This window comes from Nocardia amamiensis (genome assembly GCF_015477605.1).
In the GTDB taxonomy this organism is placed as follows: domain Bacteria; phylum Actinomycetota; class Actinomycetes; order Mycobacteriales; family Mycobacteriaceae; genus Nocardia; species Nocardia amamiensis_A.
The window spans coordinates 211,925-233,968 of the sequence record NZ_JADLQX010000006.1 but is presented as its reverse complement, the minus strand read 5'-3'; the positions used below and the strand labels follow the sequence as shown (position 1 = coordinate 233,968).

23 protein-coding genes are annotated in these 22,044 nt (G+C 69.1%); 9 read left to right on the top strand and 14 right to left on the bottom strand.

What is annotated here, in order from left to right; genetic code table 11:
- Window positions 1–27: 27 nt before the first annotated feature.
- Window positions 28–1,686, bottom strand: a complete 1,659-nt coding sequence (locus IU459_RS10615) for a hypothetical protein (RefSeq protein ID WP_195129306.1) — start codon at window positions 1,684–1,686, stop codon at window positions 28–30.
- Complete coding sequence (locus IU459_RS10610) at window positions 1,683–2,717, bottom strand: Ppx/GppA phosphatase family protein (RefSeq protein WP_195129305.1); 1,035 nt, start codon at window positions 2,715–2,717, stop codon at window positions 1,683–1,685. Before IU459_RS10610 ends, IU459_RS10615 begins: the two co-directional genes overlap by 4 nt.
- A gap of 65 nt (window positions 2,718–2,782) precedes the next feature.
- Here IU459_RS10610 and IU459_RS10605 point away from each other — a divergent pair, with 65 nt between their 5' ends.
- Window positions 2,783–3,655 (top strand): hypothetical protein, encoded by an 873-nt coding sequence (locus IU459_RS10605; protein ID WP_324198824.1) that lies wholly within the window; start codon window positions 2,783–2,785, stop codon window positions 3,653–3,655.
- Window positions 3,656–3,754: 99 nt separating this feature from the next.
- The gene (locus IU459_RS10600) at window positions 3,755–4,084 is read left to right on the top strand and encodes a hypothetical protein (RefSeq protein WP_195129304.1); all 330 of its coding nucleotides are present in this window, start codon (window positions 3,755–3,757) and stop codon (window positions 4,082–4,084) included.
- A gap of 97 nt (window positions 4,085–4,181) precedes the next feature.
- Here IU459_RS10600 and IU459_RS10595 read toward each other — a convergent pair whose 3' ends face one another.
- The 3 genes from IU459_RS10595 to IU459_RS10585 all read right to left on the bottom strand — a co-directional run bounded on the left by IU459_RS10595 (window position 4,182) and on the right by IU459_RS10585 (window position 6,652).
- Window positions 4,182–4,871 carry a response regulator transcription factor gene (locus IU459_RS10595; protein ID WP_067463564.1) on the bottom strand — a complete coding sequence of 230 codons (690 nt, stop codon included), beginning with the start codon at window positions 4,869–4,871 and terminating at the stop codon, window positions 4,182–4,184.
- Complete coding sequence (locus IU459_RS10590) at window positions 4,868–6,103, bottom strand: ATP-binding protein (protein ID WP_195129303.1); 1,236 nt, start codon at window positions 6,101–6,103, stop codon at window positions 4,868–4,870. Before IU459_RS10590 ends, IU459_RS10595 begins: the two co-directional genes overlap by 4 nt.
- Window positions 6,104–6,244: 141 nt before the next feature.
- Window positions 6,245–6,652, bottom strand: coding sequence for a winged helix-turn-helix transcriptional regulator (locus tag IU459_RS10585; RefSeq protein WP_195129302.1), 408 nt, complete (start codon window positions 6,650–6,652; stop codon window positions 6,245–6,247).
- Window positions 6,653–6,744: 92 nt separating this feature from the next.
- Between IU459_RS10585 and IU459_RS10580 the strand changes: the two genes are divergently transcribed.
- Window positions 6,745–7,404 (top strand): NADPH-dependent F420 reductase, encoded by a 660-nt coding sequence (locus IU459_RS10580; protein ID WP_195129301.1) that lies wholly within the window; start codon window positions 6,745–6,747, stop codon window positions 7,402–7,404.
- 107 nt (window positions 7,405–7,511) lie between these two features.
- Here IU459_RS10580 and IU459_RS10575 read toward each other — a convergent pair whose 3' ends face one another.
- The 6 genes from IU459_RS10575 to IU459_RS10550 form a co-directional block, all read right to left on the bottom strand.
- Complete coding sequence (locus tag IU459_RS10575; RefSeq protein WP_195129300.1) at window positions 7,512–9,566, bottom strand: CocE/NonD family hydrolase; 2,055 nt, start codon at window positions 9,564–9,566, stop codon at window positions 7,512–7,514.
- A gap of 337 nt (window positions 9,567–9,903) precedes the next feature.
- Complete coding sequence (locus IU459_RS10570) at window positions 9,904–10,641, bottom strand: phosphoglyceromutase (RefSeq protein WP_195129299.1); 738 nt, start codon at window positions 10,639–10,641, stop codon at window positions 9,904–9,906.
- Between the two features lie 83 nt (window positions 10,642–10,724).
- Complete coding sequence (locus IU459_RS10565; protein ID WP_195129298.1) at window positions 10,725–11,615, bottom strand: ROK family protein; 891 nt, start codon at window positions 11,613–11,615, stop codon at window positions 10,725–10,727.
- Window positions 11,616–11,699: 84 nt separating this feature from the next.
- Window positions 11,700–12,203: a YbjN domain-containing protein gene (locus IU459_RS10560; protein WP_324198823.1), complete on the bottom strand. Its 504-nt coding sequence runs from the start codon at window positions 12,201–12,203 to the stop codon at window positions 11,700–11,702.
- A complete protein-coding gene (gene mshA, locus IU459_RS10555) occupies window positions 12,200–13,645 on the bottom strand; it encodes a D-inositol-3-phosphate glycosyltransferase (RefSeq protein ID WP_195129296.1) in 1,446 nt (481 codons plus the stop codon). Before mshA ends, IU459_RS10560 begins: the two co-directional genes overlap by 4 nt.
- 75 nt (window positions 13,646–13,720) lie before the next feature.
- A complete protein-coding gene (locus IU459_RS10550) occupies window positions 13,721–14,542 on the bottom strand; it encodes an alpha/beta fold hydrolase (RefSeq protein WP_195129295.1) in 822 nt (273 codons plus the stop codon).
- Window positions 14,543–14,614: 72 nt separating this feature from the next.
- On the opposite strand from IU459_RS10550, the gene IU459_RS10545 reads away from it, so the two are divergent.
- Window positions 14,615–15,349, top strand: a complete 735-nt coding sequence (locus tag IU459_RS10545) for an SDR family NAD(P)-dependent oxidoreductase (protein WP_195129294.1) — start codon at window positions 14,615–14,617, stop codon at window positions 15,347–15,349.
- 75 nt (window positions 15,350–15,424) lie between these two features.
- Window positions 15,425–15,892 (top strand): large conductance mechanosensitive channel protein MscL, encoded by a 468-nt coding sequence (gene mscL, locus IU459_RS10540; RefSeq protein ID WP_195129409.1) that lies wholly within the window; start codon window positions 15,425–15,427, stop codon window positions 15,890–15,892.
- A gap of 264 nt (window positions 15,893–16,156) precedes the next feature.
- Here mscL and IU459_RS10535 read toward each other — a convergent pair whose 3' ends face one another.
- Both IU459_RS10535 and IU459_RS10530 read right to left on the bottom strand, forming a co-directional pair.
- Entirely contained in the window at window positions 16,157–17,392 is a 1,236-nt protein-coding gene (locus IU459_RS10535) for a L,D-transpeptidase (RefSeq protein ID WP_228837685.1), read from the bottom strand.
- Between the two features lie 80 nt (window positions 17,393–17,472).
- Window positions 17,473–18,513 carry a UDP-N-acetylmuramate dehydrogenase gene (locus IU459_RS10530; RefSeq protein ID WP_195129407.1) on the bottom strand — a complete coding sequence of 347 codons (1,041 nt, stop codon included), beginning with the start codon at window positions 18,511–18,513 and terminating at the stop codon, window positions 17,473–17,475.
- Window positions 18,514–18,655: 142 nt separating this feature from the next.
- Between IU459_RS10530 and IU459_RS10525 the strand changes: the two genes are divergently transcribed.
- The 3 genes from IU459_RS10525 (at window position 18,656) to IU459_RS10515 (ending at window position 20,552) form a co-directional block, all read left to right on the top strand.
- Window positions 18,656–19,141: a DUF2505 domain-containing protein gene (locus tag IU459_RS10525; protein WP_195129293.1), complete on the top strand. Its 486-nt coding sequence runs from the start codon at window positions 18,656–18,658 to the stop codon at window positions 19,139–19,141.
- Window positions 19,142–19,260: 119 nt separating this feature from the next.
- Window positions 19,261–19,782: a DUF2505 domain-containing protein gene (locus IU459_RS10520; protein ID WP_195129292.1), complete on the top strand. Its 522-nt coding sequence runs from the start codon at window positions 19,261–19,263 to the stop codon at window positions 19,780–19,782.
- A complete protein-coding gene (locus IU459_RS10515; protein ID WP_324198822.1) occupies window positions 19,752–20,552 on the top strand; it encodes a class I SAM-dependent methyltransferase in 801 nt (266 codons plus the stop codon). The genes IU459_RS10520 and IU459_RS10515 overlap by 31 nt, the downstream gene beginning before the upstream one ends.
- Before the next feature lie 6 nt (window positions 20,553–20,558).
- Here the strand turns inward: IU459_RS10515 and IU459_RS10510 are convergent, their stop codons facing one another.
- On the bottom strand, window positions 20,559–21,170 hold the full coding sequence (locus tag IU459_RS10510) for a hypothetical protein (RefSeq protein WP_195129291.1): 612 nt from the start codon (window positions 21,168–21,170) through the stop codon (window positions 20,559–20,561).
- Between the two features lie 99 nt (window positions 21,171–21,269).
- On the opposite strand from IU459_RS10510, the gene IU459_RS10505 reads away from it, so the two are divergent.
- Entirely contained in the window at window positions 21,270–21,992 is a 723-nt protein-coding gene (locus IU459_RS10505) for an LmeA family phospholipid-binding protein (RefSeq protein WP_195129290.1), read from the top strand.
- The last annotated feature ends 52 nt before the right edge of the window (window positions 21,993–22,044 follow it).

Here is a 22,044-nt window from a genome sequence, read left to right as displayed (position 1 = left end):
CCGATGTTCCCCACGGCCGCTCCCTACTCAGTTCGTGCTGAGGAGAAAGGCTAGTGGTCCCAACGTGACGAAGATGCCCACGACGACGGCGATCACAGTGCTGAGGATGTCGTCGGTCCTGCGCAGAATCCGCACGAGAGCCACCAAGCCGAGAATCACGATCATCGCCAGGGCCAGCGCCACCCAGGGCAGCATCTCCCACATGCGCTCGAAACCCTTGAACAGCAACATTCCCGCGACGGCCGCGCCGGTACTCTGGCCGCCCAGGATCATCCACTGGCGCCGGTTGGCGTCGTCCTCCTCCTTCTTCACCGCCCGCGACCGGCGCGGCGACCTGGCGCGTTCGCGCAGTGCCGTCCAGGGCCGCTCGGCGGCTTCACTCTCCTCGTCCTCGGTGTCCAGGTCGAGCGGCTCGTAGACGTCGGTGGCGCCGTCCAGTTCCTCGACGTCGACGGCGGAACGGGCGGCACCACGCGCGCCGCGCCTGCCCCGGCCCGTCCCGCGCTCGGCCCGCTCCATGCCGTCACGCAGCAGGTCACCCGCGACCGTCTGCCCGGACACCAGTTGCTGGTCCTGGCTGGCCAGCGACCACGCGGCGGTGGGGATGCCGCCGGACTGCGGCGCCGCGTCATGGACCGGGTCCTGAGACTTGTGGCGGCGAGCGGACCAGGCCGGAAGGCCGTTCTCGCCCGAGACGTTGCTCCGGGATGAGCGTCGGTGCGCGTCGGGCTGCGGGTCGGGAGGAAGCGGCCGGCCCGGCTTCGGGCGGGTGTCGGGCAGCGGCAGCGGCTGCGACTCGGGTGCGAAGCCGCCTGTGGTCGGCGACCACGCCGCGGTGGTGGGCCCGAGTTCCTCCGCCGCCTCGGCCGCCTCCGCTGCTCTGCGCCTGGCCGCGCGTCCGCCCTGAACGGCGTTGTGCTCGGGAAATCCGTGCGACCGGCTGCGCTCGGACCGGCCGAAGTCCGGCTCGTCGAATTCCGTGTGGCGGCTGCGGCCGAATTCGGTGGCCCCGTGGTCGGGCAGCACGCCCCGGTCGGACGGCTCGGGCCGGATTCCGTGCCAGGCTTCCTCCTCGGGCTCCTCTCGTCTGCGCCTGCGCCCGGAGCGCGGCGGCGTCTCCGGGACGGCGCCACTGGACAGCGGATCCGGCAGGTAAGGACCGGGCGCGGCCGAAAACAGTTCGGACACCGGGGTATCCGGCGAGAGCGGATCGTAAGGCGCGCTGTGCCGCGTGGCGGAGGGCATTTCCCGGCCCGGCATCTCCCGGCCCGGCATCACCCTGCTCGACCAACCGGCGCTCGGATAGTCCGCTTGGGACGGCTCGCCGGCCCGCGGCGGGTCCGGCTGGGCATAGCCGGCCAGCGGGTCGTACATCGAAATCGGGCCCGAGATGGGCGAGTACGCAGACGGGTCGGGCTCGGGTTGCGGCGCGTAGGAAACCGGCTCGGGCGCGGGCGGGTCGAACGAGGGCGGTGCGTACGCGGGTTCCTCCGCGCCGGCATCGGGCGCGGCGTGCGCCGAATGCCCGCCCCCCTCCCGGATGACCGGCAGGTCGCCGGTCAGCTCGGCTACGGAGATGCCACGGCCGCTACGGCGGCGCCTGCCCCCGCCGGACGAGGCGCCCCCCTGCTGGCCGTTGCGTGCCAGCAGCTCAGCGACCGACAGCTGTTTGGAATCCTCACTCATGACGACACCGTCCCGATCGGGCCCGACAGCGGCGCGCCACCGCCGGGCGCCGGCTTACCGTCCCCGGCCGCCGGGCCCGCCGAGTAGATTGCTTCGGGTCCACCATTCATATCGGTATCCAGTTTGCGCAGGATGAGTCCTTCGCGCAGCGCCCACGGACAAATCTCCAACGTATCCAGCGACAGTGCACGCATACTCGCCTCCGCGACCAGTGCGCCAGCCACCAATTGCTGTGACCGATCGGAACTTACGCCTTCCAATTCTGCACGGTCCGCCGCCGTCATCCGCGAGATGAACGCAATCAGTTGGCGCAGACCTGAGCTGGTCAGTGTACGGCGCGCCCGTGGGCCCGCGGCGGAAGGAGCCGCTCCGGTCAGTCTGGCCAGAGATCGGAAGGTCTTCGACGTGCCGACGGCGAGGTCGGGTTTGCCCGGCTCGATCAGCCTCTTCGCCGGAGCTACCAGCTCGGCGTCGAGCCAGTCGCGCAGCACGGCCACCCGGCGCTTGCCCGGCGGGTCCTCGCTCAGCCATTCCCTGGTCAGGTGGCCGGCACCCAGTTGCAGCGACAACGCGACGTCCGGTTCCTCGTCGCCGCCGTGGCTCATCTCCAGCGATCCGCCGCCGATGTCGAGATTGAGAATGCGTCCGGCGCTCCAGCCGTACCATCGGCGCACCGCGAGGAACGTCAGCCGCGCCTCGTCGACGCCGGACAGAACTCGCAGGTCGACGCCGGTCGACGCGCGCACCTCGGCGAGAACCTCGTCGGAGTTGGTCGCCTCGCGCAGCGCCGAGGTGGCGAACGGCATCAGCTCCACACACCCGGACGTCTGGGCGATGCTGGCGAATTCGGCGACGGTGTCGATCAGCCGCTGCGCGCCCGACTCGGTGATGCGCCCCGCGGCGTCGATGTTCTCCGACAGCCGCAAGGTTGCCTTCGTCGAGCTCATGGGCAGGGGGTGACCGCCACGATGCGCGTCCACCACCAGCAGGTGAACGGTATTGCTTCCGACGTCGAGTACCCCAAGCCGCACATGAACACGGTACTGGGTACCGCGGCACTTCAGCCCAGGCGATCGAACTGTTAGCGTCCTAATTCGTGACGGTAGGCGCATCCGCGAGCAGCCCGACCCGGTCCCGACCAGCGGGGAAGATCGACCCGGCCCCGGAAGTCGATCTCGACTTTCCCCGGGAATGGATCGAGTTCGTCGATCCGGCAAACGACGAGCATCTGATCGTCGCCGATTTGACCTGGCTGCTGTCGAGATGGACATGTGTGTTCGGTACACCCGCCTGTCAGGGCATTCTGGCCGACCGGCCGGATGACGGTTGCTGCTCGCACGGCGCCTTCCTCTCCGACGACGACGACCGCAAACGCCTGCAACGTGCTGTGAAAATGCTCACACCCCAAGATTGGCAGCTGCGGGAGGAGGCCACCAATGCGGACGGCAAGGTCACCAAGAGCGGGTATCTGGAGCTCGACGAGCTGGACGACGAGCCGGCGCTGCGCACCCGCCGGTTCGACGGCGCCTGCATCTTCCTGAACCGTCCCGGCTTCGCGGGCGGCGTCGGCTGCGCGCTGCACACCATGGCGCTGCGCCGCGGCATCGAGCCGCTCGAGGTGAAGCCCGACGTGTGCTGGCAGCTACCCATCAGGCGCACCCAGGACTGGGTGGACCGCCCGGACGGCGTGCAGATCCTGCGCACCGTGATCACCGAGTACGACCGCCGCGGCTGGGGTCCGGGCGGAGCCGACCTGGACTGGTACTGCTCCGGCTCGCCGGACGCCCACGTCGCCAGCAGGCCGGTCTGGCAGACCTACGCGCCGGAGCTGACCGAGCTGATCGGCGCACCCGCCTACGAGGAGCTGGCCAGACACTGCAAGCGCAGAGAAGGCCTCGGCCTGATCGCCGTGCACCCGGCCACGGTGCACGCCGAGCGGATGAGCGATTCCGCCCGTCCGTCCGCCTGATCGTTTGCCGACCGAGCGCCCGCTCGGTTCGCCCGTCCGTGCGCCGGATTCACTCCCTCGCCATGCGAGCTTCACCCGAATGGGGTTTGATGTGCCGCTATGTCGAAGAAAGTTCTCACCGTGGCGACCATCGCGCTGGGCGCCGCACTCTCGCTGACCGGAGTAGCCCAGGCGGAGCCGAACGGCGACCCGCACAAGTACTACGACTTCACCTCGGAGTTCGTGGCCGCCACCGATCCGGCCGCGGCCAACGCCAAGGCCGCGGGCAAGCTCGTGATCGCGAGCCCGTACGGCACTTCGCACACCATCGCGTGCCGCGGAACCAACACCGCCGACCTCTACGACTGCATGCAGGAAGACGATCTGGGCTGGATCACCCTGCGGAAGACCGAGACCCCCCTCGGCACCACTTGGATCTACTTCCCCTGAGACACCGGAGGACGGCCGAGGGCACCGCAGTGCCCTCGGCCGTCCGCCTCTGCGCTTCTTCAGGCCGCACTAGCGAGGGCTGTCGCCCGACGTGTGCCTACGCTTCGAGCTTGTAGCCGAGGCCGCGGACGGTGACCAGGTGCTCCGGCTTGGCCGGGTCGGCCTCGATCTTCGAGCGCAGCCGCTTGACGTGCACGTCCAAGGTCTTGGTGTCGCCGACATAGTCCGCGCCCCACACGCGGTCGATCAGCTGACCGCGGGTGAGCACTCGCCCGGAATTGCGCAGCAGGTATTCGAGCAGGTCGAATTCCTTGAGCGGCAAGGTGACCGGCTTGCCGTTCACCATGACGGTGTGCCGGTCGACATCCATCCGGACCGGACCGGCCTCCAGCACGCCGCTCTCACTGGAACCATCCAGGTCTTCGCCCGCGCCGCGACGCAGCACCGCGCGGATGCGCGCGATGAGCTCGCGCGCGGAATACGGCTTGGTGACGTAGTCGTCGGCGCCGAGCTCCAGGCCGACCACCTTGTCGATCTCGCTGTCGCGCGCGGTGACCATGATCACCGGGACGCCGCTGCGGGTGCGCAGCTGCTTGCACACGTCCGTGCCGCTCATGCCGGGCAGCATGAGATCGAGCAGGACGATGTCCGCCCCGGACCGGTCGAACTCGGCGAGCGCGGACGGCCCGTCACCGACCACGGTGACCTCGAAACCCTCCTTGCGCAGCAGGAACGCGAGCGGATCGGCCAGCGACTCCTCATCCTCGACGATCAGAACACTCGTCATCTGCGTGCCTCCACACCATTCGGTCGGCCCGGACCCGAGGGACGCGGGCTTGTTTCTATCGTGCTCACCACGGCACCGTCGTGATCATCGTCGGCGCCTGCTTCGTGGTGGGCGGGTATGCGCAAGGTGAACGTCGATCCGGTGCCCAACTTGCTCCACAGGGTGATCTCCCCGTTGTGGTTGGCGGCCACGTGCTTGACGATAGCCAGGCCGAGCCCGGTTCCGCCGGTCGCACGGGAACGCGCCTTGTCGGACCGGAAGAATCGCTCGAACACCCGCTCTTGGTCTTCCTTGGCGATGCCGATGCCGCGGTCGGTGACCGCCATCGCGACGTGATCGCCGCGCAGCGACCGGCTCACCGACACGTGCGAGCCGGCCGGCGAGTAGGCGATGGCGTTCTCCACCAGGTTGGACAGGGCGGTGACCAGCAGGGTCTCGTCACCGAGCACCTCGAGACCGCTCGGCCGGTCGGTGCTGACCGTGATGCCCGCGGCCTCGGCGGCGGTGCGCGAGCGGTCGACCGCCTGCATCACCACGGTGTCCACGTCCACCACTTCCAGCTCGGGCAGCTTCTCCGCACCCTGGAGTCGCGAGAGCGCGATGAGCTCGGTCACCATCTTGCCGAGCCGACGCGATTCGCCGAGCACACGCTGCCCGAAGTGACGCACGGCCTCCGGGTCCTCCGCCGACTCCAGCATGGCCTCGGCCAGCAGGCTCATCGCGCCGACCGGCGTCTTGAGCTCATGGCTGACGTTGGCGACGAAGTCGCGCCGGGTGGCCTCCATGCGCGCCTGCTCGGAGTCGTCGTCGGCGAACAGCACGGTGAACGTGGTCTCTTCGCGCGACAGTTGCCTGGCGACGCCGCGCACCGCGATGCGGCCGCGGCCGGGAACGGGGTTCTTGGCGGTGAGGTCGAACTCGGCGGACTCACCGGTGGCGAGCACTTTCTCCACCGCGGCCCAGGCACGCTCGTCGAGCAGACGGTTGCGGACCAGGCCCAGTTCCTCCGCACGCGGGTTGACCAGCACTACGTCGCGGTATTCGTCGACCACCGCGATGCCGCTCTCGGAGGCGAGCACGATCAGGTCCAGGACCTGCGACATGGTGAGGCCGGACTCGGCCTGCCTGCGGGCGGCCTGCCTGGCATTGACATACGGGATCAGTAGCCCGCCGACTGCCAGGCCGACGACAGCCGCGACGACTGCCAAGAGCACGGCCTGGGGAACACTCACACTTGAATCGTACGGTCGCCGACCATTTGGCCAACTCCGGGTACTCGATGTTTCGCGCAGGTCATAGCACCTTACGACCCCGTTAGCCGCGTGTTTACGCGCCGTTCGATGTGGCGTATCCGGGACGTATTCACCGGCCGGTCAGTCTGCTTCGAGGTCAGCATCGGCCAGCGCCTCGTTCACCGCCCTGCCGTGTTTGTCGACCCAGTCGCCGAGAGCATAGATCGGGATCAACAGGTCTCGGCCCGCCGCGGTCAGCTCGTATTCCACCCGCGGCGGAGCCTCGGCGTAGCGGTCGCGGCGCACCAGCGTCATCTGTTCCATGCGGCGCAGGGTCTGGGTCAGCATCTTCTGGCTGATCCCGCCGATCGCGGCGCGCAGCTCGCCGGGACGCATCGGACCCTCCCGCAGCATGTACACGATCACGGGCAGCCAGGAGTTGCCGAAGATGTCCACACCCATCCGGGCCGGGCAGTCGGATTCGAAGTCGCCGTAGGGCGCGTATTCCACCCACTCGGCGGTGATCGGTTCGGTCGGGGCTGCGCTCACCGCTCCAGCTTGCCACCGACGTTGCGCACCCTGAGGTGCCTATCGGAATTCGTAGCGTCGGTGCCGAACGCTTTTCGAGTGAGGAGTTCCAGATGCGAATCGGAATCATCGGCGCGGGTGCGATGGCAAGGGCCCTTGGCAGCGGTTGGACCAAGGCCGGGCACGAAGTGCTCATCGGCGCCCGGTCCGCCGACGCCGCGGCGGAGCTCGCCGCCGCGCTCGGCGCCCAAGCCGGAACTATCCCCGAGGCCGCCGGGTTCGGCGATGTCGTGGTGCCGGCACTACCGGTCCCCGCTTTGACGGAAGTGCTGGACGCCACCCGGGAACTGCTGGTCGGCCGGACGGTGGTCGACTGCACCAATGCCTTCGCACCGGACGCGGCGGCACCGGAGGGATCGACCGCCTTCGTGCTCGCCGAAGACGCAGTGGCCGAACGGATCGCGGCGCAGGCGCCCGGAGCGCACGTGGTGAAGGCCTTCAACCTGTGTGCGGCGGAAGTGTGGCAGTCGCGGGAGCGGACATTCGACGGGCGCCGCCTGGCCGTGCCGATCTGCGGCGACGACGCGACCGCGGTGGGACTGGTCGCGACCCTTGCGCAGGACCTCGATCTGCACGCGATCCCGGCTGGTGGGCTGCACCGCGCCAGGTATCTGGAGGCGATGTCGGTGTTCACCGTCGGCCTTTGGTTCGCCGGACACGATGCGCGCGCGATGTTCCCGCCGCTGGAAGCCGCGTTCGCCGTCGTCGACTGACCTGCTGCCACATCGTGATCGGCGGTGCCGATCGGAGCGTGCACCCCGCACCCACATCTTCCGGCGGGGAGATGCGCGACGGGTGCACGCTCGCACAGCGACCGGATCTACCAGCCCGGATTTCCCCGGAGCGGGATGTTGACGAAGCTCGGCCGATCCGGATCCAGCTGCACATGCTGTGGCCGCAGCCCGGTGTCGATGAGCATCGGCAGGATCGGCAGGCCCTTCGGGAAGTTGCCCGCGTAGACGTCGACCCGGAGGCGGTGGCCCGGCTGGAGGATCGCCTCGGTGGCGGGCAGTGCGATGTCCAGCGTGGTCGGCTCCCCGGGGACCGTCAGCTGCCGCTGATCCAGGGAGGTGAACGGTCGCGGGTCGGTGTAATCGCCGTTGGCCGACTTGGTGCTGTTCGCGTCGTCGATCGCGCGCAGCGAAGCCATGAGCTGCCCCGACGACAGCACGCTCGACTGGCCGTCCGGCGCGACGTCGTTCACGGTGACCACCCAGTAGCCGTCGGCGGCGTCCTGCACAGTGTTGAGCCGCACCGCGATCCGGCCGGAGACCGTGGTCGGCTCGGCGACCGGGGCGCTGGTGAAGGTCAGCCCGTTCAGCTCCTGGATCCTGGAATCCTTCGCGCAGCCGTCGATCACCGACAGCGCGCCCGCGCTGCCCTGCGCGGCATCGTTGGAGCACATGCTGGTCAAACCGGGCGCGACGGTCAGCCGCGCGGTCTCGCCGGTCGCCTCCGGGGCGAGCGAGCCGTCGTAGAGGCTGTCGGCCGTGCCGCTGGGCGCCGCGGACAAGTACATCCGGCGGTGCACCGCCTGCCCCGGCACCGGGTCGTCGGCCGGGACGGCGAATGAGTCGGCGGTGATCCAGCCGCCGCCCTGCTGGCGCAACGTGACCGGACCGTACTGCTCGATGCCGTTGTCGACGTCCTTGAGCCACCGGTCGAACCACGCGCGTTGCAGCACGTCCAGCCGCGGCGGCAAGCCCGGCTTGCCGTACTCGTTGCCCGAATTGATGTGGTAGGTGTTGCCCATCAGGAGCTGTTTCTGCCCGGGCGGCAGCGGAATCGCGTTGTAGATCTTGGCTTGCGAGTAGGTGAACAGGTCATGCCAGCCGCCGGTCACGAAGGTCGGCGTCTGGATCCGGCTCGGATCGCCCATCCAGTCCTGACGCGGCCGGGAGCCGTCGGTGAGCAGTTCCCTGGCACGCGGGTCGAGATCCTCCATCCGCGCGGTGGTGTAGACGTTGAGCAGCACGTCCATGAACGTCAACGGGTCTCGCGCGCGGTCGGCCAGCCAGGTGGTGTCGAGCTGCCCGGTGAGCACGGACGCGAGGTCGGGAATCAGCTTGAGTCCGTTGATCGCGGTGAGCCACAGCGGGATGAAGTTGAAGCCGAAGCCGCCGCCGGGCGCGAGCACGTCGTTGACCAGGTCGCTGCCCGGCACGATCGGGAAGATCGCCTGGAGCGCGGGCGGGCGCTTCTCGGCCGCCTGCACCTGGTTGATCGCGGAGTAGGAGATGCCGTTCATACCGATGCGTCCGTTGGACCACGGCTGGCGCGCCGCCCAGTCGATCACCTCGACGGTGTCCTGCTGCTCACGGCCGCGCAGCATGTCCCAGGTGCCCTGGGAGAAGCCGGTCCCGCGCACGTCGACGACCACCTGGGAGTAGCCGCTCTTGATCAGCTGGCGGTCGACGGTGAAGCTGCGCAGTTCCCCGCCGCCGAATGCCTTGGTGAGGTCGGTGACCCCGGATAGCGGGGTTCCGCTCATATCGATCTGCCGGAACAGCTGGATCAGCGCGTCGGACAGCCCGGGGATGGACTGCGCGTGATCGGCCAGGTTCGACACCAGCTTGGTGTAGGGCGTCAGGTTGACCACCGTCGGCGTCGGGGTGTCGATCGGGCGTCCGGAGGCGTCGGCGGGCCGGTAGACATTGCCCTTCAGGACGGTGCCGTCACTCATCGTGATGGGGACGTCCCACTGGATGTGGATATTCGGGTACTGCTGCGGGGCGTCCTGGGTCGCCAGCCAAGCGGCTCCGGCCAGGCCGCCGTCGGGCCCGATCGGCGGCACGGCGGCGGCGCCACTGGTGAGGAAGGGGGCGAGCACGGTGACGGCGAGTGCCGCCACTGTGGCCCGCAACGCGTGCTTCATTGGACGTGATCCACCTCTCGGCTGGTCGAACGGACGAGAGTGTACCGACCTACTTGTCGGTAAGAACAGCGGGTAACACCAACTTTGTGCGGAATGACAATTCACATAACCTGACGAGATGCCGCAGTCCCCGTCTTTTGCGCTGGCCACGGCGATCGCGGCGCACAGCGTGCAGCGGAATCCTGCCTCACCGCAGGAACGGTAGACGTCGCCGCTGCCGACTGGCGTCCACCCTTCCGGCGTGTCGCACGACACTCCTTTCCGGGCGGAAAGCGCCGAAAAGACAACGCGCTGCCACCGGATGGTGGCAGCGCGTTGGGATTCGCGTTTGCGGAGGTTACTTACCGCCCTGGCCCGCGACGGCGGCGGCGCCGGCGGCAGCCGCTTCCGGGTCCAGGTACTCGTGCGGACGCACCGGGCGCAGGTTCTCGTCCAGCTCGTAGCGCAGCGGGATGCCGGTGGGGATGTTCAGGCCCGCGATGTCCTCGTCGGAGATCCGGTCGAGGTGTTTGACCAGTGCGCGCAGCGAGTTGCCGTGTGCGGCGACCAGCACGGTCTTGCCGGCGAGCAGGTCCTTGGAGATGGTCGACTCCCAGTACGGGACCATCCGGTTCACCACGTCGAGCAGGCACTCGGTTTTCGGGACGTCGATACCCGCGTAGCGCGGGTCGCCCTCCTGGCTGTACTCGTTGGCCGGATCGATCGGTGGCGGCGGGGTGTCGTAGCTGCGGCGCCACAGCATGAACTGCTCGTCGCCGTACTTCTCCCGGATCTGCGCCTTGTTCTTGCCCTGCAGTTCGCCGTAGTGACGCTCGTTGAGCCGCCAGTCGCGGACCACCGGAACCCAGTGCCGGTCGGCGGCGTCCAGCGCGATGTTCGCGGTGGAGATCGCGCGGCGCAGCAGCGAGGTGTAGACGATGTCCGGCAGGATGCCGTGCTCGGCCATCAGCTCCCCGGCACGCTTGCCCTCGGCGATGCCCTTGTCGGTCAGGTGCACGTCCACCCAGCCGGTGAACAGGTTCAGGGCGTTCCATTCGCTCTCGCCGTGGCGCAGCAGCACGAGGGTGTACGTCATGCCGTCATCCTCCCATGCGCGCTCGGCCAGGTCGCATCGGTTCCCCGCCACCGCCCGACGGGCCTGGGCGGGGATGCGCGAAGTCAGACCGTTCGGTCCGTGGCGAGCACACCCGCGCCCACCAGCGTGGCGCCGTGGGTGATGCGGGACAGTTCCACGCGCAGTTCCCGCAGGAAGTTCAGCCGGGCGTGCTCGTCAACCGCGGCGCGCAATGGATCCCACAGCGGCGCACCGGATTGCGCGAAGCCGCCGCCGATCACCACCCGGTCGATGTCGAGCAGGGCGGCGGCGGAGGCGATGGCCGTGCCGAGCGCGGTGCCCGCCCGGTGCAGCGCCGCGATGGCGATCCGGTCGCCCGCGTGCGCGTCCTCGGCCAGCCGCGCCCCGGTGACGCCCGGCCACCCCTGCTCGCGCGCCCAGCGCACCGACGACATGCCGCTGGCGACGGCCTCGACGCACCCGACCCCGCCACAGCCGCACGGCGTATCCCAGCCCGGTACGACGATGTGCCCGACATGCCCGGCATTGCCGGTGCGCCCGAGCAGCACTTTGCCGTCCGCGATCAGCCCGCCGCCGATCCCCGACGACACGGTCATCGCCAGGGCATCGGGCACCCCGCGCAGCGCGCCGACGCGGTGCTCGGCCAACGCCAGGCAGGCGCCGTCCATGGCGAATCGAATCGCGGCCGAGGGAAACAGCTCCTGCACGGCGGCGACGATCCGGAACCCCGCTTTCCACTCGGGGATGTTCAACGGCCCGGTGACACCGGTCCGCACGTCTACCGGCCCGGCGGAACCGATCCCCACGGCCACGACCGGCTCCGTACCCGCCACCTCGAGCAGCAGTTCGCGACAGGCGTCCCACACGTCCGTCTGCGGCACGTCCACCCGCCGCACGTCGCGAATCTCATAGCCGGGGTGCACTATCCCGGCCGCGAACTTCGTCGCGCCGATATCCAGAGCGAGTACCGCCAACGCCGTTCCCCTTCGCCGATCCGAGCCACCAGAGATTGTCGCTCAGGGCAGGGACCGGCGCGCCGGATCCGGCGCGCGAGGTACTCAGGGCTGGTCGGCGGAATCGACCAGATGCTCGAAGGCGCGCAGATTCTGCAACGACTCGCCCCGCGAGACACGCCACTTCCATTCGCGCCGAATGGATTCGGCGAAACCGAGTTCCAGCAGCACGTTGAAATCGGCGTCGACCGCCTCGAGGATCTGGCCGAATACCCGATCCAGTTCGTCGGGGGTGACGGCGTGCGCGGCCATCCGGCCGACCAGGTAGATGTCGCCGATCCGGTCCAGCGTGTAGGCCACGGCGTAGAGCCTGCGGTTGCGGCGCAACAGGAACTTGTAGACGCCCTCGAAGTTCTCGTCCGGCTTGCGGCAGACGAACGATTCGATCCGGATCCCGTGCTTGCCCACCGTGAGCATCACTGTGGTCTTGAGCTTGCGCTCGCCGGGCAGAACGACGACGAAGGTCTCCTCGCCGGGCCGGGTGTACTCGATCTCCCTTTCGCGCAGCGTCTCGTCGATGAGCCGCGCGATCGCCTGTACCTCGTTCACCGGCGTACTCCCATCCGGCGCCGCCACAGCGCCCGCGACCTGGCCTGGCTGGTCTCGCCGAGGAGCGCGGCCGTCCGTTCGCCGGCCAGGTCGGTGCGCTCGCCGGAGACGCGGTCGTCGGCGTCGTCGCGCAACACGCTGTGCGCGAGGCCACGACCGCCGAGCAACTCGCGCTCCTCACGGAAACCGGCCAGCGCCGCGGAGTAGCTGGCAAGCAGACCGTCGGCGGTGTGCGCCCAGGAGAAGTTCGCGGCGTGCGCGACGGCTCGCTCGCTCATCCGGTGCAGCCGGTCCGGGTCGTCGAGCAGCAGGCGCAGCGCGTTCGCCCAGTCCGAGGTGCGGTGTCCCGGGACCAGCAGGCCGGAGTCCTCGTGCCGTACGGCCGTGCCGAGACCGCCGACGTCGGCTGCGAGCACCGGGGTGCCGCTGGCCTGCGCCTCGATCGCCACCAAGCCGAAGGACTCGTTGTAGCTCGGCACCGCGACCAGGTCGGCGGCGCGGTAGACCAGCACCAGCCGGTCCGGCGGCTGCGGCGGCAGGAAGCTCACCCGCTCGGCGATGCCCAGTTCGGCGGCCAGCTCGATCAGCGCGTCGGGTCGCTCCAGGCCGCTGCCGGACGGTCCCCCGACGATGAGTACCCGCAGCGAACGCTCCGGAGCGTCGCGCAGCACCTCAGCCGCGGCACGCACCAGCACGTCGGGCGCCTTCAGCGGCTGGATGCGACCGACGAACGCGACGATCTGCTCGTCGGCGGCCAACCCGAGCGCCGCGCGCGCGGCGGCCCGGTCGCCGGGGCGATAGCAGGCCAGGTCCGCGCCGGGAGGCACCACATCGATCCGCTCGGCGTCGGCGCCGTAGAGCTCGACCAACTGGCGGGCCTCCTCGGCGGTGTTGGCGACCAGCCGATCGGACTCCGCGATCACCTGCTTCTCCCCGATCTCGCGGGTCGCCGGTTCCGGGCAGTCGCCTTCGGCCAGTGCGGCGTTCTTCACCGCGGCGAGCGTGTGCGCGGTGTGCACCAGCGGCACCCGCCACCGGTCCCTGGCCAGCCAGCCGACCTGACCGGACAGCCAGTAGTGCGAGTGCACCAGGTCGTAGTAGCCGGGCAGGTGCCTGGCCTCTTGGCGCAGTACCTCCGCCGTGAACGCGCACAGCTGCGTGGGCAGATCGTGCTTGTCCAGCCCTTCGAACGGCCCGGCCACCACGTTGCGCACGAGCACGCCGGGCGCGGCTTCCTGAACCGGCGGGACGTTCGAGGCGGTGGCGCGGGTGAAGATCTCCACCTCGGTGCCGCGTCGAGCCAGCTCAACGGCTGTTTGCAAGACATAGACGTTCATACCGCCCGCGTCGCCGGTCCCTGGCTGGGCGAGTGGTGAGGTGTGCACCGATAGCACGGCGATACGGTTCGGCCGTAGGTCCAGGCGCTGACTCACACTCTCCATAGTGCACGGCGCCGTGCGGGTCTCAGACGCCCTGACCGCACCAAGTGAGAGCTATCACACAGCAGATGCCACGGATCACAGCTCAGCGGCGAACGTGCTCACCTCGGCGACGAACCGGGAGCGATCCTCGATGAACAGGCCGTGCTGGGCGCCGTCCCAGAACGACGCGCGCGCGTCCGGGACGGTATCGGCGATGTAGCGGCCGTTCTCGATCGGAACGATCCGATCATCGGTCCCGTGCATGACGAGCACCGGAATATCCAGCCCGCGTAGCGTTTCGGTGTTGTCGACGGTTCGGTAGAAGAGCGCTTTGCGCACCCTGGGTGCAGTGGCGAGACTGGCACCGAACAGACGCTGGGCATCCGGCCCCTTGTCCGCGCCCGGGCCGGTGTTGGCATCGCCGAACGCACCGAAGGCCCGCACCGCGCGGCCCGCGCTCTCCTCGAAGACGCCTGGAATCGCCTCCCGCATGAGGCTCCCGGTCGCCGCGCCCGGCACACCCGGGCCGATGTTCGCCATCGAGCCGCTGTAGACGACGCCGGCGACGGCATCCGTGCCGTAGGCGGCGAGGTAATCCGACAGCACGATCCCGCCGTAGGACCAGCCCAGCAACACCGCGCCCGTCGCGATGTCCTCGGCGGCCAGGACCGCCGCGACGTCGGCGGCCCAGTTCTTCGGATCGTCGTAGCCCGCGGCGGGCGCGTCGGAGTAGCCGTGGCCGCGCAGGTCGACGGCGACTACCCGGAAGTGTGCGGCGAGGTCGTCCGCGGACGCGCCCCAGCAGAGCAGATTCGCCGACCAGCCGTGCAGCAGCACCAGCGGGCGGGCGTCGTCCGGCCCGCTCACCCGGTAGACGATGGTCGTTCCGTCCGCGCTAACCACATCCCGAATAGGCATGGCACCGAGGCTAACCGTGATCCCGGGCGACGGCTCGGCCCTGGCAAACACCGCGCACTTAGGATCACGAGCATGAGTACTCGCACCGCCGTCGTCACCGGAGCCAGCTCGGGAATCGGAGAAGCCACCGCCAGGGAGCTGGCCGCGCAGGGCTACCACGTCTACGTCGGCGCCCGCAGGCTCGACCGGCTGCACCGCCTCGCCGACGAGATCGGCGGCACCGCACTGGAACTCGACGTCACCTCCGAGGAGTCGGTGCGCTCGTTCACCGACACGGTCGAGCGTGTCGACGTGCTGGTCAACAACGCGGGCGGCGCGAAGGGCCTGGCTCCGGTCGCCGAGGCCGACCTGGACGACTGGCGCTGGATGTGGGAGACCAACGTACTCGGCACGCTGCGCGTCACGAAGGCCCTGCTGCCCAAGCTGATCGATTCCGGCGACGGATTGATCGTCACCGTCACGTCGGTGGCCGCGTTCACCGCCTACGACAACGGCTCCGGCTACACCTCGGCCAAGCACGCGCAGGCCGTGCTGCACCGCACCTTGCGCGGCGAGCTGCTCGGACAGCCGGTGCGGCTGACCGAGATCGCCCCTGGTGCAGTGGAAACCGAGTTCTCCGTGGTGCGCTTCGGCGGCGACGCCGAGCGCGCCGCGAAGGTGTACGAGGGCATCGACCCGCTGGTCGCCCAGGACATCGCGGAGATCATCGGCTTCGTGGCGTCGCGGCCCCCGCACGTGAACCTGGACCAGATCATCGTGAAGCCGCGCGACCAGGCCGACCCGGGCCGATTCGCCCGTCGCGGTTAGGGGCGCCCGTCCTCAGCTGAGCCGTTAGCATCCCAGGGACCGAACGCAGGACATCGGATGGGAGTGGTTCGGCGCATGTTCAAAGGCTTCAAAGAGTTCCTGATGCGCGGGAACGTCATCGACCTCGCGGTCGCCGTCGTCATGGGCACCGCGTTCACCGCCGTGGTGACCTCGGTGACGAAAGGCATCATCAATCCTTTGCTCGCCGTCTTCGGCAGCACCAATGAGCTGGGCCTCGGCGTGCAGCTGATTCCATCCAAACCCGCCACCTTCATCGCCGTCGGCCCGATCATCACGGCGGCCATCGATTTCGCGATGGTCGCGGCGGTGCTGTACTTCGTGCTGATCCTGCCGATGAAGACGATCAAGAACCGCTTCGGCACCACCAAGGCGGCCGAGCCCACCGAGATCGAGCTGCTGATCGAAATCCGCGACCTGCTCGCCGAACGGCACGAGGCGGTCCGCGCCGAACGCGCCGCCGACCACCACATCGAGCAAGAGCAGGAGCCGAACACGGTCGGTGCGCCCAAAGACTTCAGCTGACCGGGCCCCGTGCCGCGGCTACGACCGTGCCTCAGGAGCGCGCAGTGGCCCATGGAAGCGCGGTCGATGAATGCCACGTTTGCTCCCAGCGCCATCAGCATCAGCCCAACCCTCGTTTTCAAGCGGAGCGAGACCGAGCATTGCCCGTTCGCGGCCCGGCTCGCGTCCGAGTGGCCGACGCGCAAGCGACGCAGTCGCAAGCGGCGGTCGCTCGGACGCGAGCCGCGAACACGCAGCGCCGCAGGCGCTGCAAATTGACAGAGCTCAGCGGCCGCCGGCCGGCTGCGGCGGTACCGGCGTGGCCGACACCACCGCCGAGGGCGCGCCCTGCAACGCCGACATGCTCTTCCAGGTGTTCCAGTCGATGGTCCAGTCATAGAGATCGCCGTCTGCGGCGGAGAGCGGGATCGACGTACCGGTCACCTCGACCGGATCGCCGTAGAGCGCGGTGGGGAAATAGGCCTGCGCGTCGGCGGGCGAGAGGTTGATGCAACCGTTGGTGACGTTCGCCGAACCCTGTGCGGAGAGCGATTCCGGATTGGCGTGGATGAATTCGCCATTGTTGGAGATGCGGACCGCCCAGCGTTCGCGGACATTGGTGTAGTACGGCGGATTCGACATCATGAAGTCTTCGTATTTCTCGGTGACCACGTGAACGCCGGACCGGGTGACGTTGCGCGGCTCATTGCCCTCGCCATAGCTGACCCCGAAATCGAACACTGTCTGTCCTTCGCGGACCACCTGCATGCGGTGGCTCGGCGCGTTCGCCTTGACGATCTGGCTGCGGCCGATGCGGAAGTCCGAGGTCAGATCGGAATAGCCGTAATTGCCGCCCCCCAGGTCGAGTCCGTAGAGCCGCGCCGAGACGTGCACGGTGGTGCCCGGCGTCCAGTAGTTCTTCGGACGCCAGTGCACCCGCGAACCGCCGTCGTCCGGAAACCAGGCCCACGCGCCCTCGGTGGGCGGGTCGGTGGTGACCGTGAGCGCCTTCTCCACCGCGGCCTTGTTCGACACGGATGACTTGAACTGCAGCACGATCGGCGCGGCGATGCCGACCTCCTGGTTGTCGCCGATATTGATGGTCGTGGGAACTGTGCTCTTCGGCGCGAGCGTGCGGAACGAACCCTCGATGGGGATCGGCTTGCCATCGGTCCCGACCGCGGTGCCCGACCAGGTGTAGGTGGCGTCGTAGCCGAGCGGCTCGGTGATGGCGTAACCGCGCTTGTCCGGGGCGAGTTCGCCGCGGACCTGCTTGCCCGCGGCGTTGGTCAGCGCGATCTGGTCGATCGTCCCGTCGCTGATCGTCACCGAGACCGGCGCGGTCGGGTTGACGTTCGCGGCGTCGTCGGCGGGAACCAACGTCGCCTCGGCGATCGGACCGGCGTCGCGGCCGCCCGCCGCACCGCGGTCGATCGTGCATCCGGCCACCAGCGCGACGACTGCCAGCAGCACGGCCGACACCGCGGCCACCCGGCGGGGCATCATCGGTCGGTCGCTCATTTCGTCGAATCTACGCGCGGCGCACGGCCGGACACGTCCGCGCAGCGTGTGGCGTCGCTTTCAGTCGATCACGCTGACGATCACAATGTGACGCCGACGGTGACCGGTTCCGGTTCCAATCGGATCCCGAAGCGGTCGGCGACGCCGTCGCGCACCGTTCTCGCCAGGGCCACCAGATCGGCCGCGCTGGCGCTGCCGCGATTGGTCAGCGCCAGAGTATGTTTCGTCGACAGCCGGGCCGGCGCCTCGGCATCGGGGAATCCTTTCGCGAAACCCGCCCGCTCGATCAGCCAGCCGGCGGAGAACTTGACCCCGCCCGCCGCCGGGTAAGTCGGCACCGTGACATCGCCCACCTGGGCGGCGATCGCGGCCCGCACCTGCGCCACCCGGTCCTGGGCGACAACCGGGTTGGTGAAGAACGATCCCGCGCTCCAGGTGTCGTGGTCGGCCGGGTCGAGCACCATGCCCTTGCCCGCGCGCAGCCGCAGCACCGCTTCCCTGACCTGCGGCGCGGGCCGGGACTCCCCCACCTCGGCGCCCAGCGCGGTGGCCAGCTCGCCGTAGCGCAGCGCAACGCTGGAACCGTCCGTGCGCAGCGCGAAATCGACCGCGAGCACCACGGCGTCGTCGCGGTGCTTCAGCACGCTGGTGCGATAACCGAACCCGAGCTCGTCGGGCGCCACCCAGCGGATCTCGCCGCTGGCGCGGTCCAGCAGACGCACTCGGCGCAGCAGGCTGGCCACCTCGGCGCCGTACGCGCCGACGTTCTGCACCGGCGTCGCCCCCGCCGAGCCGGGAATGCCGGACAGACATTCCAGCCCGCCGAATCTGGCGGCGACTGTGGCGTGCACCACGTCGTCCCAGTTTGCTCCGGCCTCCGCGACTACGCCGTCGGCACCGATCTCCACGCCTGTGGTGGCGATGCGGACCACAACGCCGTCGAAACCGTCATCGCCGACAAGCAGATTCGAGCCACCCGCCAGCAACAGCACCGGGACCCCCGCGGCGTCCAGCGCGCGCACCGTCGCGACCAGCGCTTCGGTCGTCGCGCACTCGGCGACCAAGGCGGGTCCGCCGACCCGCAGCGTGGTCAGCTCCGCCAGCCGCACGTCCTCGCGCAGCCGCGCGCCGGTGTCGGCGAGCAGATCCGACAGCACCAAACGTGAAGTTCGCACGCCACACGGTAGCGTGCAGTGCACTGCCCGAGCAGCTCCGATGCCACCACTCGTGTAGTTCGCGCGCCGCACGGTAGCGTGTGGACCCATGGCTACACCGCTGGCGTATACGGCCCGCTACTCGCATTCTCCCGCTACCGTGCGCGCGGCCTTCGCGAACGAGCTGTACTGGAAGGACCGCATCACCGAGGTCGGCGGCCCCAACGCCCGCCTGGAGTCGGTCACCATCAGCGGTGACGAGGTGCGCGTCGAGATGGTGCAGGCCATCGCCGCGGAAAAGCTGCCGCCCGCGATCACCGCGGTACGCCCCGGTGACCTGGTCATTCCCCGCGTCGAGCACTGGAGCGGCGACACCGCCACCTTCGAAGCGCGCGTCGACGGCGCGCCCGCCCAAGTGCGCGGCACCGTCACGCTCTCCGCCGACGGTTCCGGCACCACCGTCGCGGTCGAGGGAACCATCGAGGTGAAGATCCCGCTGTTCGGCGGCAAGATCGAGAAGGCGATCGACGAGCACCTCACCGAACTGCTGAAGAACGAGGCGGAGTTCACCGAGAACTGGATCGCGTCGCACTGATTCGCACCGAAAACGGGCACTGGGTCCGGCCACATCCCCCAATGCCCGCATTTGTGTGACCTCCGCAGACCCCCCGCCCGCCGAAGTACCTGTTACCGGACCCAGTAATCTGTGAGCCCATGGCACGCCGACTGGACTACTCCGCCCGCTATCCGCTGCACACCACAAAAGAGCTGTACGCGGCGCTGTCGAACCGTGACTACTGGGAAGCGCGGATCGAAGAGATGCGGAAGTACACCCCCGGCAACGAGGTGGTCAAGCTGGAGGCGGGCGACGGCGGCATCAACATCGAACTGCACCACATCCTGCCCCGCGAGATGCTGCCGGAGATCGCGCAGACGGTGCTGCGCAAGGACATGGTGATCACCCGCAAGGAGACCTACGGCGCCTACGCGCCGGACGAGATCACGGGTAAGTACTCGGCGTCGATTCCAGCCGGACCGGGCAGCCTGGGCGGCACCATCCGCCTCTTCCCGACCGAAACCGGTTGCACCATGCGCTTCTCCTCGGAAGCGAAGGTCTTCATCCCCATGGTCGGACCGCGACTGGAGCAGCTGATGCTCGTGAACCTGGTCGACCTGTTCCGCGGCGAGGCCGAATTCACGGTTCAGTGGTTGGAAGAACACCACCCCACCCGCTGACCAAACCGGTCGGCACGATCACCCGTGGCACCACCGCCGTCAACCGCCTCCGCCGCAGCGATCGCCGACTGATCAACGACGAGTTCATCGCCGCCCGGCTGCGCGAGGCGGCCGATCCGCTCGTGGTCGACCTCGGGTACGGCGCCAGCCCCTGGACGACGTTCGAGCTGGCCGCGCGGCTGCGCATCGTGCGCGCCGACGTGCGCGTGGTGGGTCTGGAGATCGATCCGCAGCGTGTGGTGCCCGGCCGCGACGGCGTGACCTTCGCCCGTGGCGGATTCGAACTGGCGGGGCTGCGACCGGTCCTGGTGCGGGCGTTCAATGTGTTGCGGCAGTATCCGGAATCCGCCGTACCGGAGGCGTGGTCGACCATCCGTTCCGGGCTGGCGCCGGACGGTCTGCTGGTCGACGGCACCTGCGACGAAGTGGGCAGGCGCTGCGCATGGATCCTGCTCGACCGGGACGGCCCCCGTTCCCTCACCCTGGCCTGGGATCCATTCAGCGTGGAGCGGCCCTCCGCCCTCGCGGAACGGCTGCCGAAGGCGTTGATCCACCGCAACATCCCGGGGGAGCCGATCCACGAGCTGCTCACCGCCGCGGACCGCGCGTGGGCCCGCGCGGCGCCGCTGGCTCCCTATGGTCCCCGGGTCCGCTGGCGCGCCGCCGCGCAGGCGCTGCGCGAGGAAGGTTTCCCGATCCGCCACTACCGTCGCCGCCTGCGCGACAACGTGCTGTCGGTGCCGTGGTCGGCCGTGGCGCCGGTCGGTTGATGCCCGTCAGGCGACGGCGAGCGCGCGATACACCCGTGCCGCGGCGCGGGGCTTCAGCCGCGCGCCGGCCTCGGTGATCTCCTCGCCCGCACAGCGGTCGATGGCGACCGCGTCGGCGACCACCTCGTTCAAGGCGGCCTGTCCGATACCCGCCTCGGCCAGGTCGAGCACCGTGCGCACCGGGGTGGTCACCAGAAACGGCCCGGCCGATTCCACGTCGGCGCCGGTCAGCGAGCGGCGCACGACCACCAACCGGGACGGCGCTGGCGGGTGGCCCGCGCGCACCGACAGATGCAGGAACCGCGGACACAGCCTGCCCAGGCCGTGCAACTCGGCCGCACTGTGATGGGAGACGACCGCCGCGCCGTCGAACCAGGCCGACCACATCGCGTATTCGTCGAGCGGACCTTCCGGCCATCCGGCCAAGCGCAGCAGGCCGCCCGGCGCCGCCCTGGTCACCGAACCATCGCGGAGCCCGTCCCGCACTCGCCCCGCACACCCGATGCGCAGCACCTGCCGGGCGGTGAAGAAACCGGCGTGCCGACCGGCCCATCGGCGCAGGACACGCCATTCTTGTTCCGCGGATCCGTTCGCGCGGCTTGCCGCATCGCCAGCCATGCGAACCAGGCTACGCTCGGCATTTGTGCTGGATGTCACATTCGGACCCCTCAATGCCTCCACAGAAACGGCACAGAAAGGTCGGGAAGAATCGCCACCATGAGTACGAACACGCCGTCCACCTCGACGATCAACCGGCGGCCCCTGCTGATCGCCCTGACCGTGGTAGCGATTCTGCTCGCAACGGTCCTGGTCGGCGGAGAGGCATACGCCAGGCACACGGTGGCGAGCTGTATCAGCTCGCAATTCGAGAAGGAGATGGGGTCGAAGATCGACGTGCGATTCGGTCCCAAGCCGATGCTGATCACCTGGATCGACGGCAAGGTGCCCTCGGTGCGGGTGAACAGCGACGACACCAAATTCGGCCCCGCCGTCGGGATGGTGGTCCATGCCGTCTTCCGCGACGTCGAGCTCGACGACCGCAAGGGGAGCACGATCGGGAGCTCCTCCGCGGACGTCACGTGGAGCAACGAGGGCATCAAGGAGACGCTCGGCGGCCTGGTCACCGGAGTGACCTCGTCGGAGAGCTCGGGCATGCTGACGCTGGCCGTGCTCGGCGGCCTGGCCGAACTTCAGCTGAAGCCGCAGATCCAGAACGGGATGGTCGAGGTGGAGACGATGTCGGCGCAGCTGCTTGGCATCGGTGTGCCCCCCGACCTGGTGCAGAGCATCGTCGATATTCTCACCCGGAGCCTGCAGAGCTACCCGCTCGGCATGTCGGCGACCGAGCTGAAGGTGACCGATTCCGGCGTCGACGTCAAGCTGGCCGGTGGACGCACCCCGCTGGAGTCCGCGAGCAACGGTTCCGGGGCCAGCTGCTGAATTCCCAGTGGCGCAAGACATTCGCCGGGAGGGTCGAATGCCTCCGTCGCGA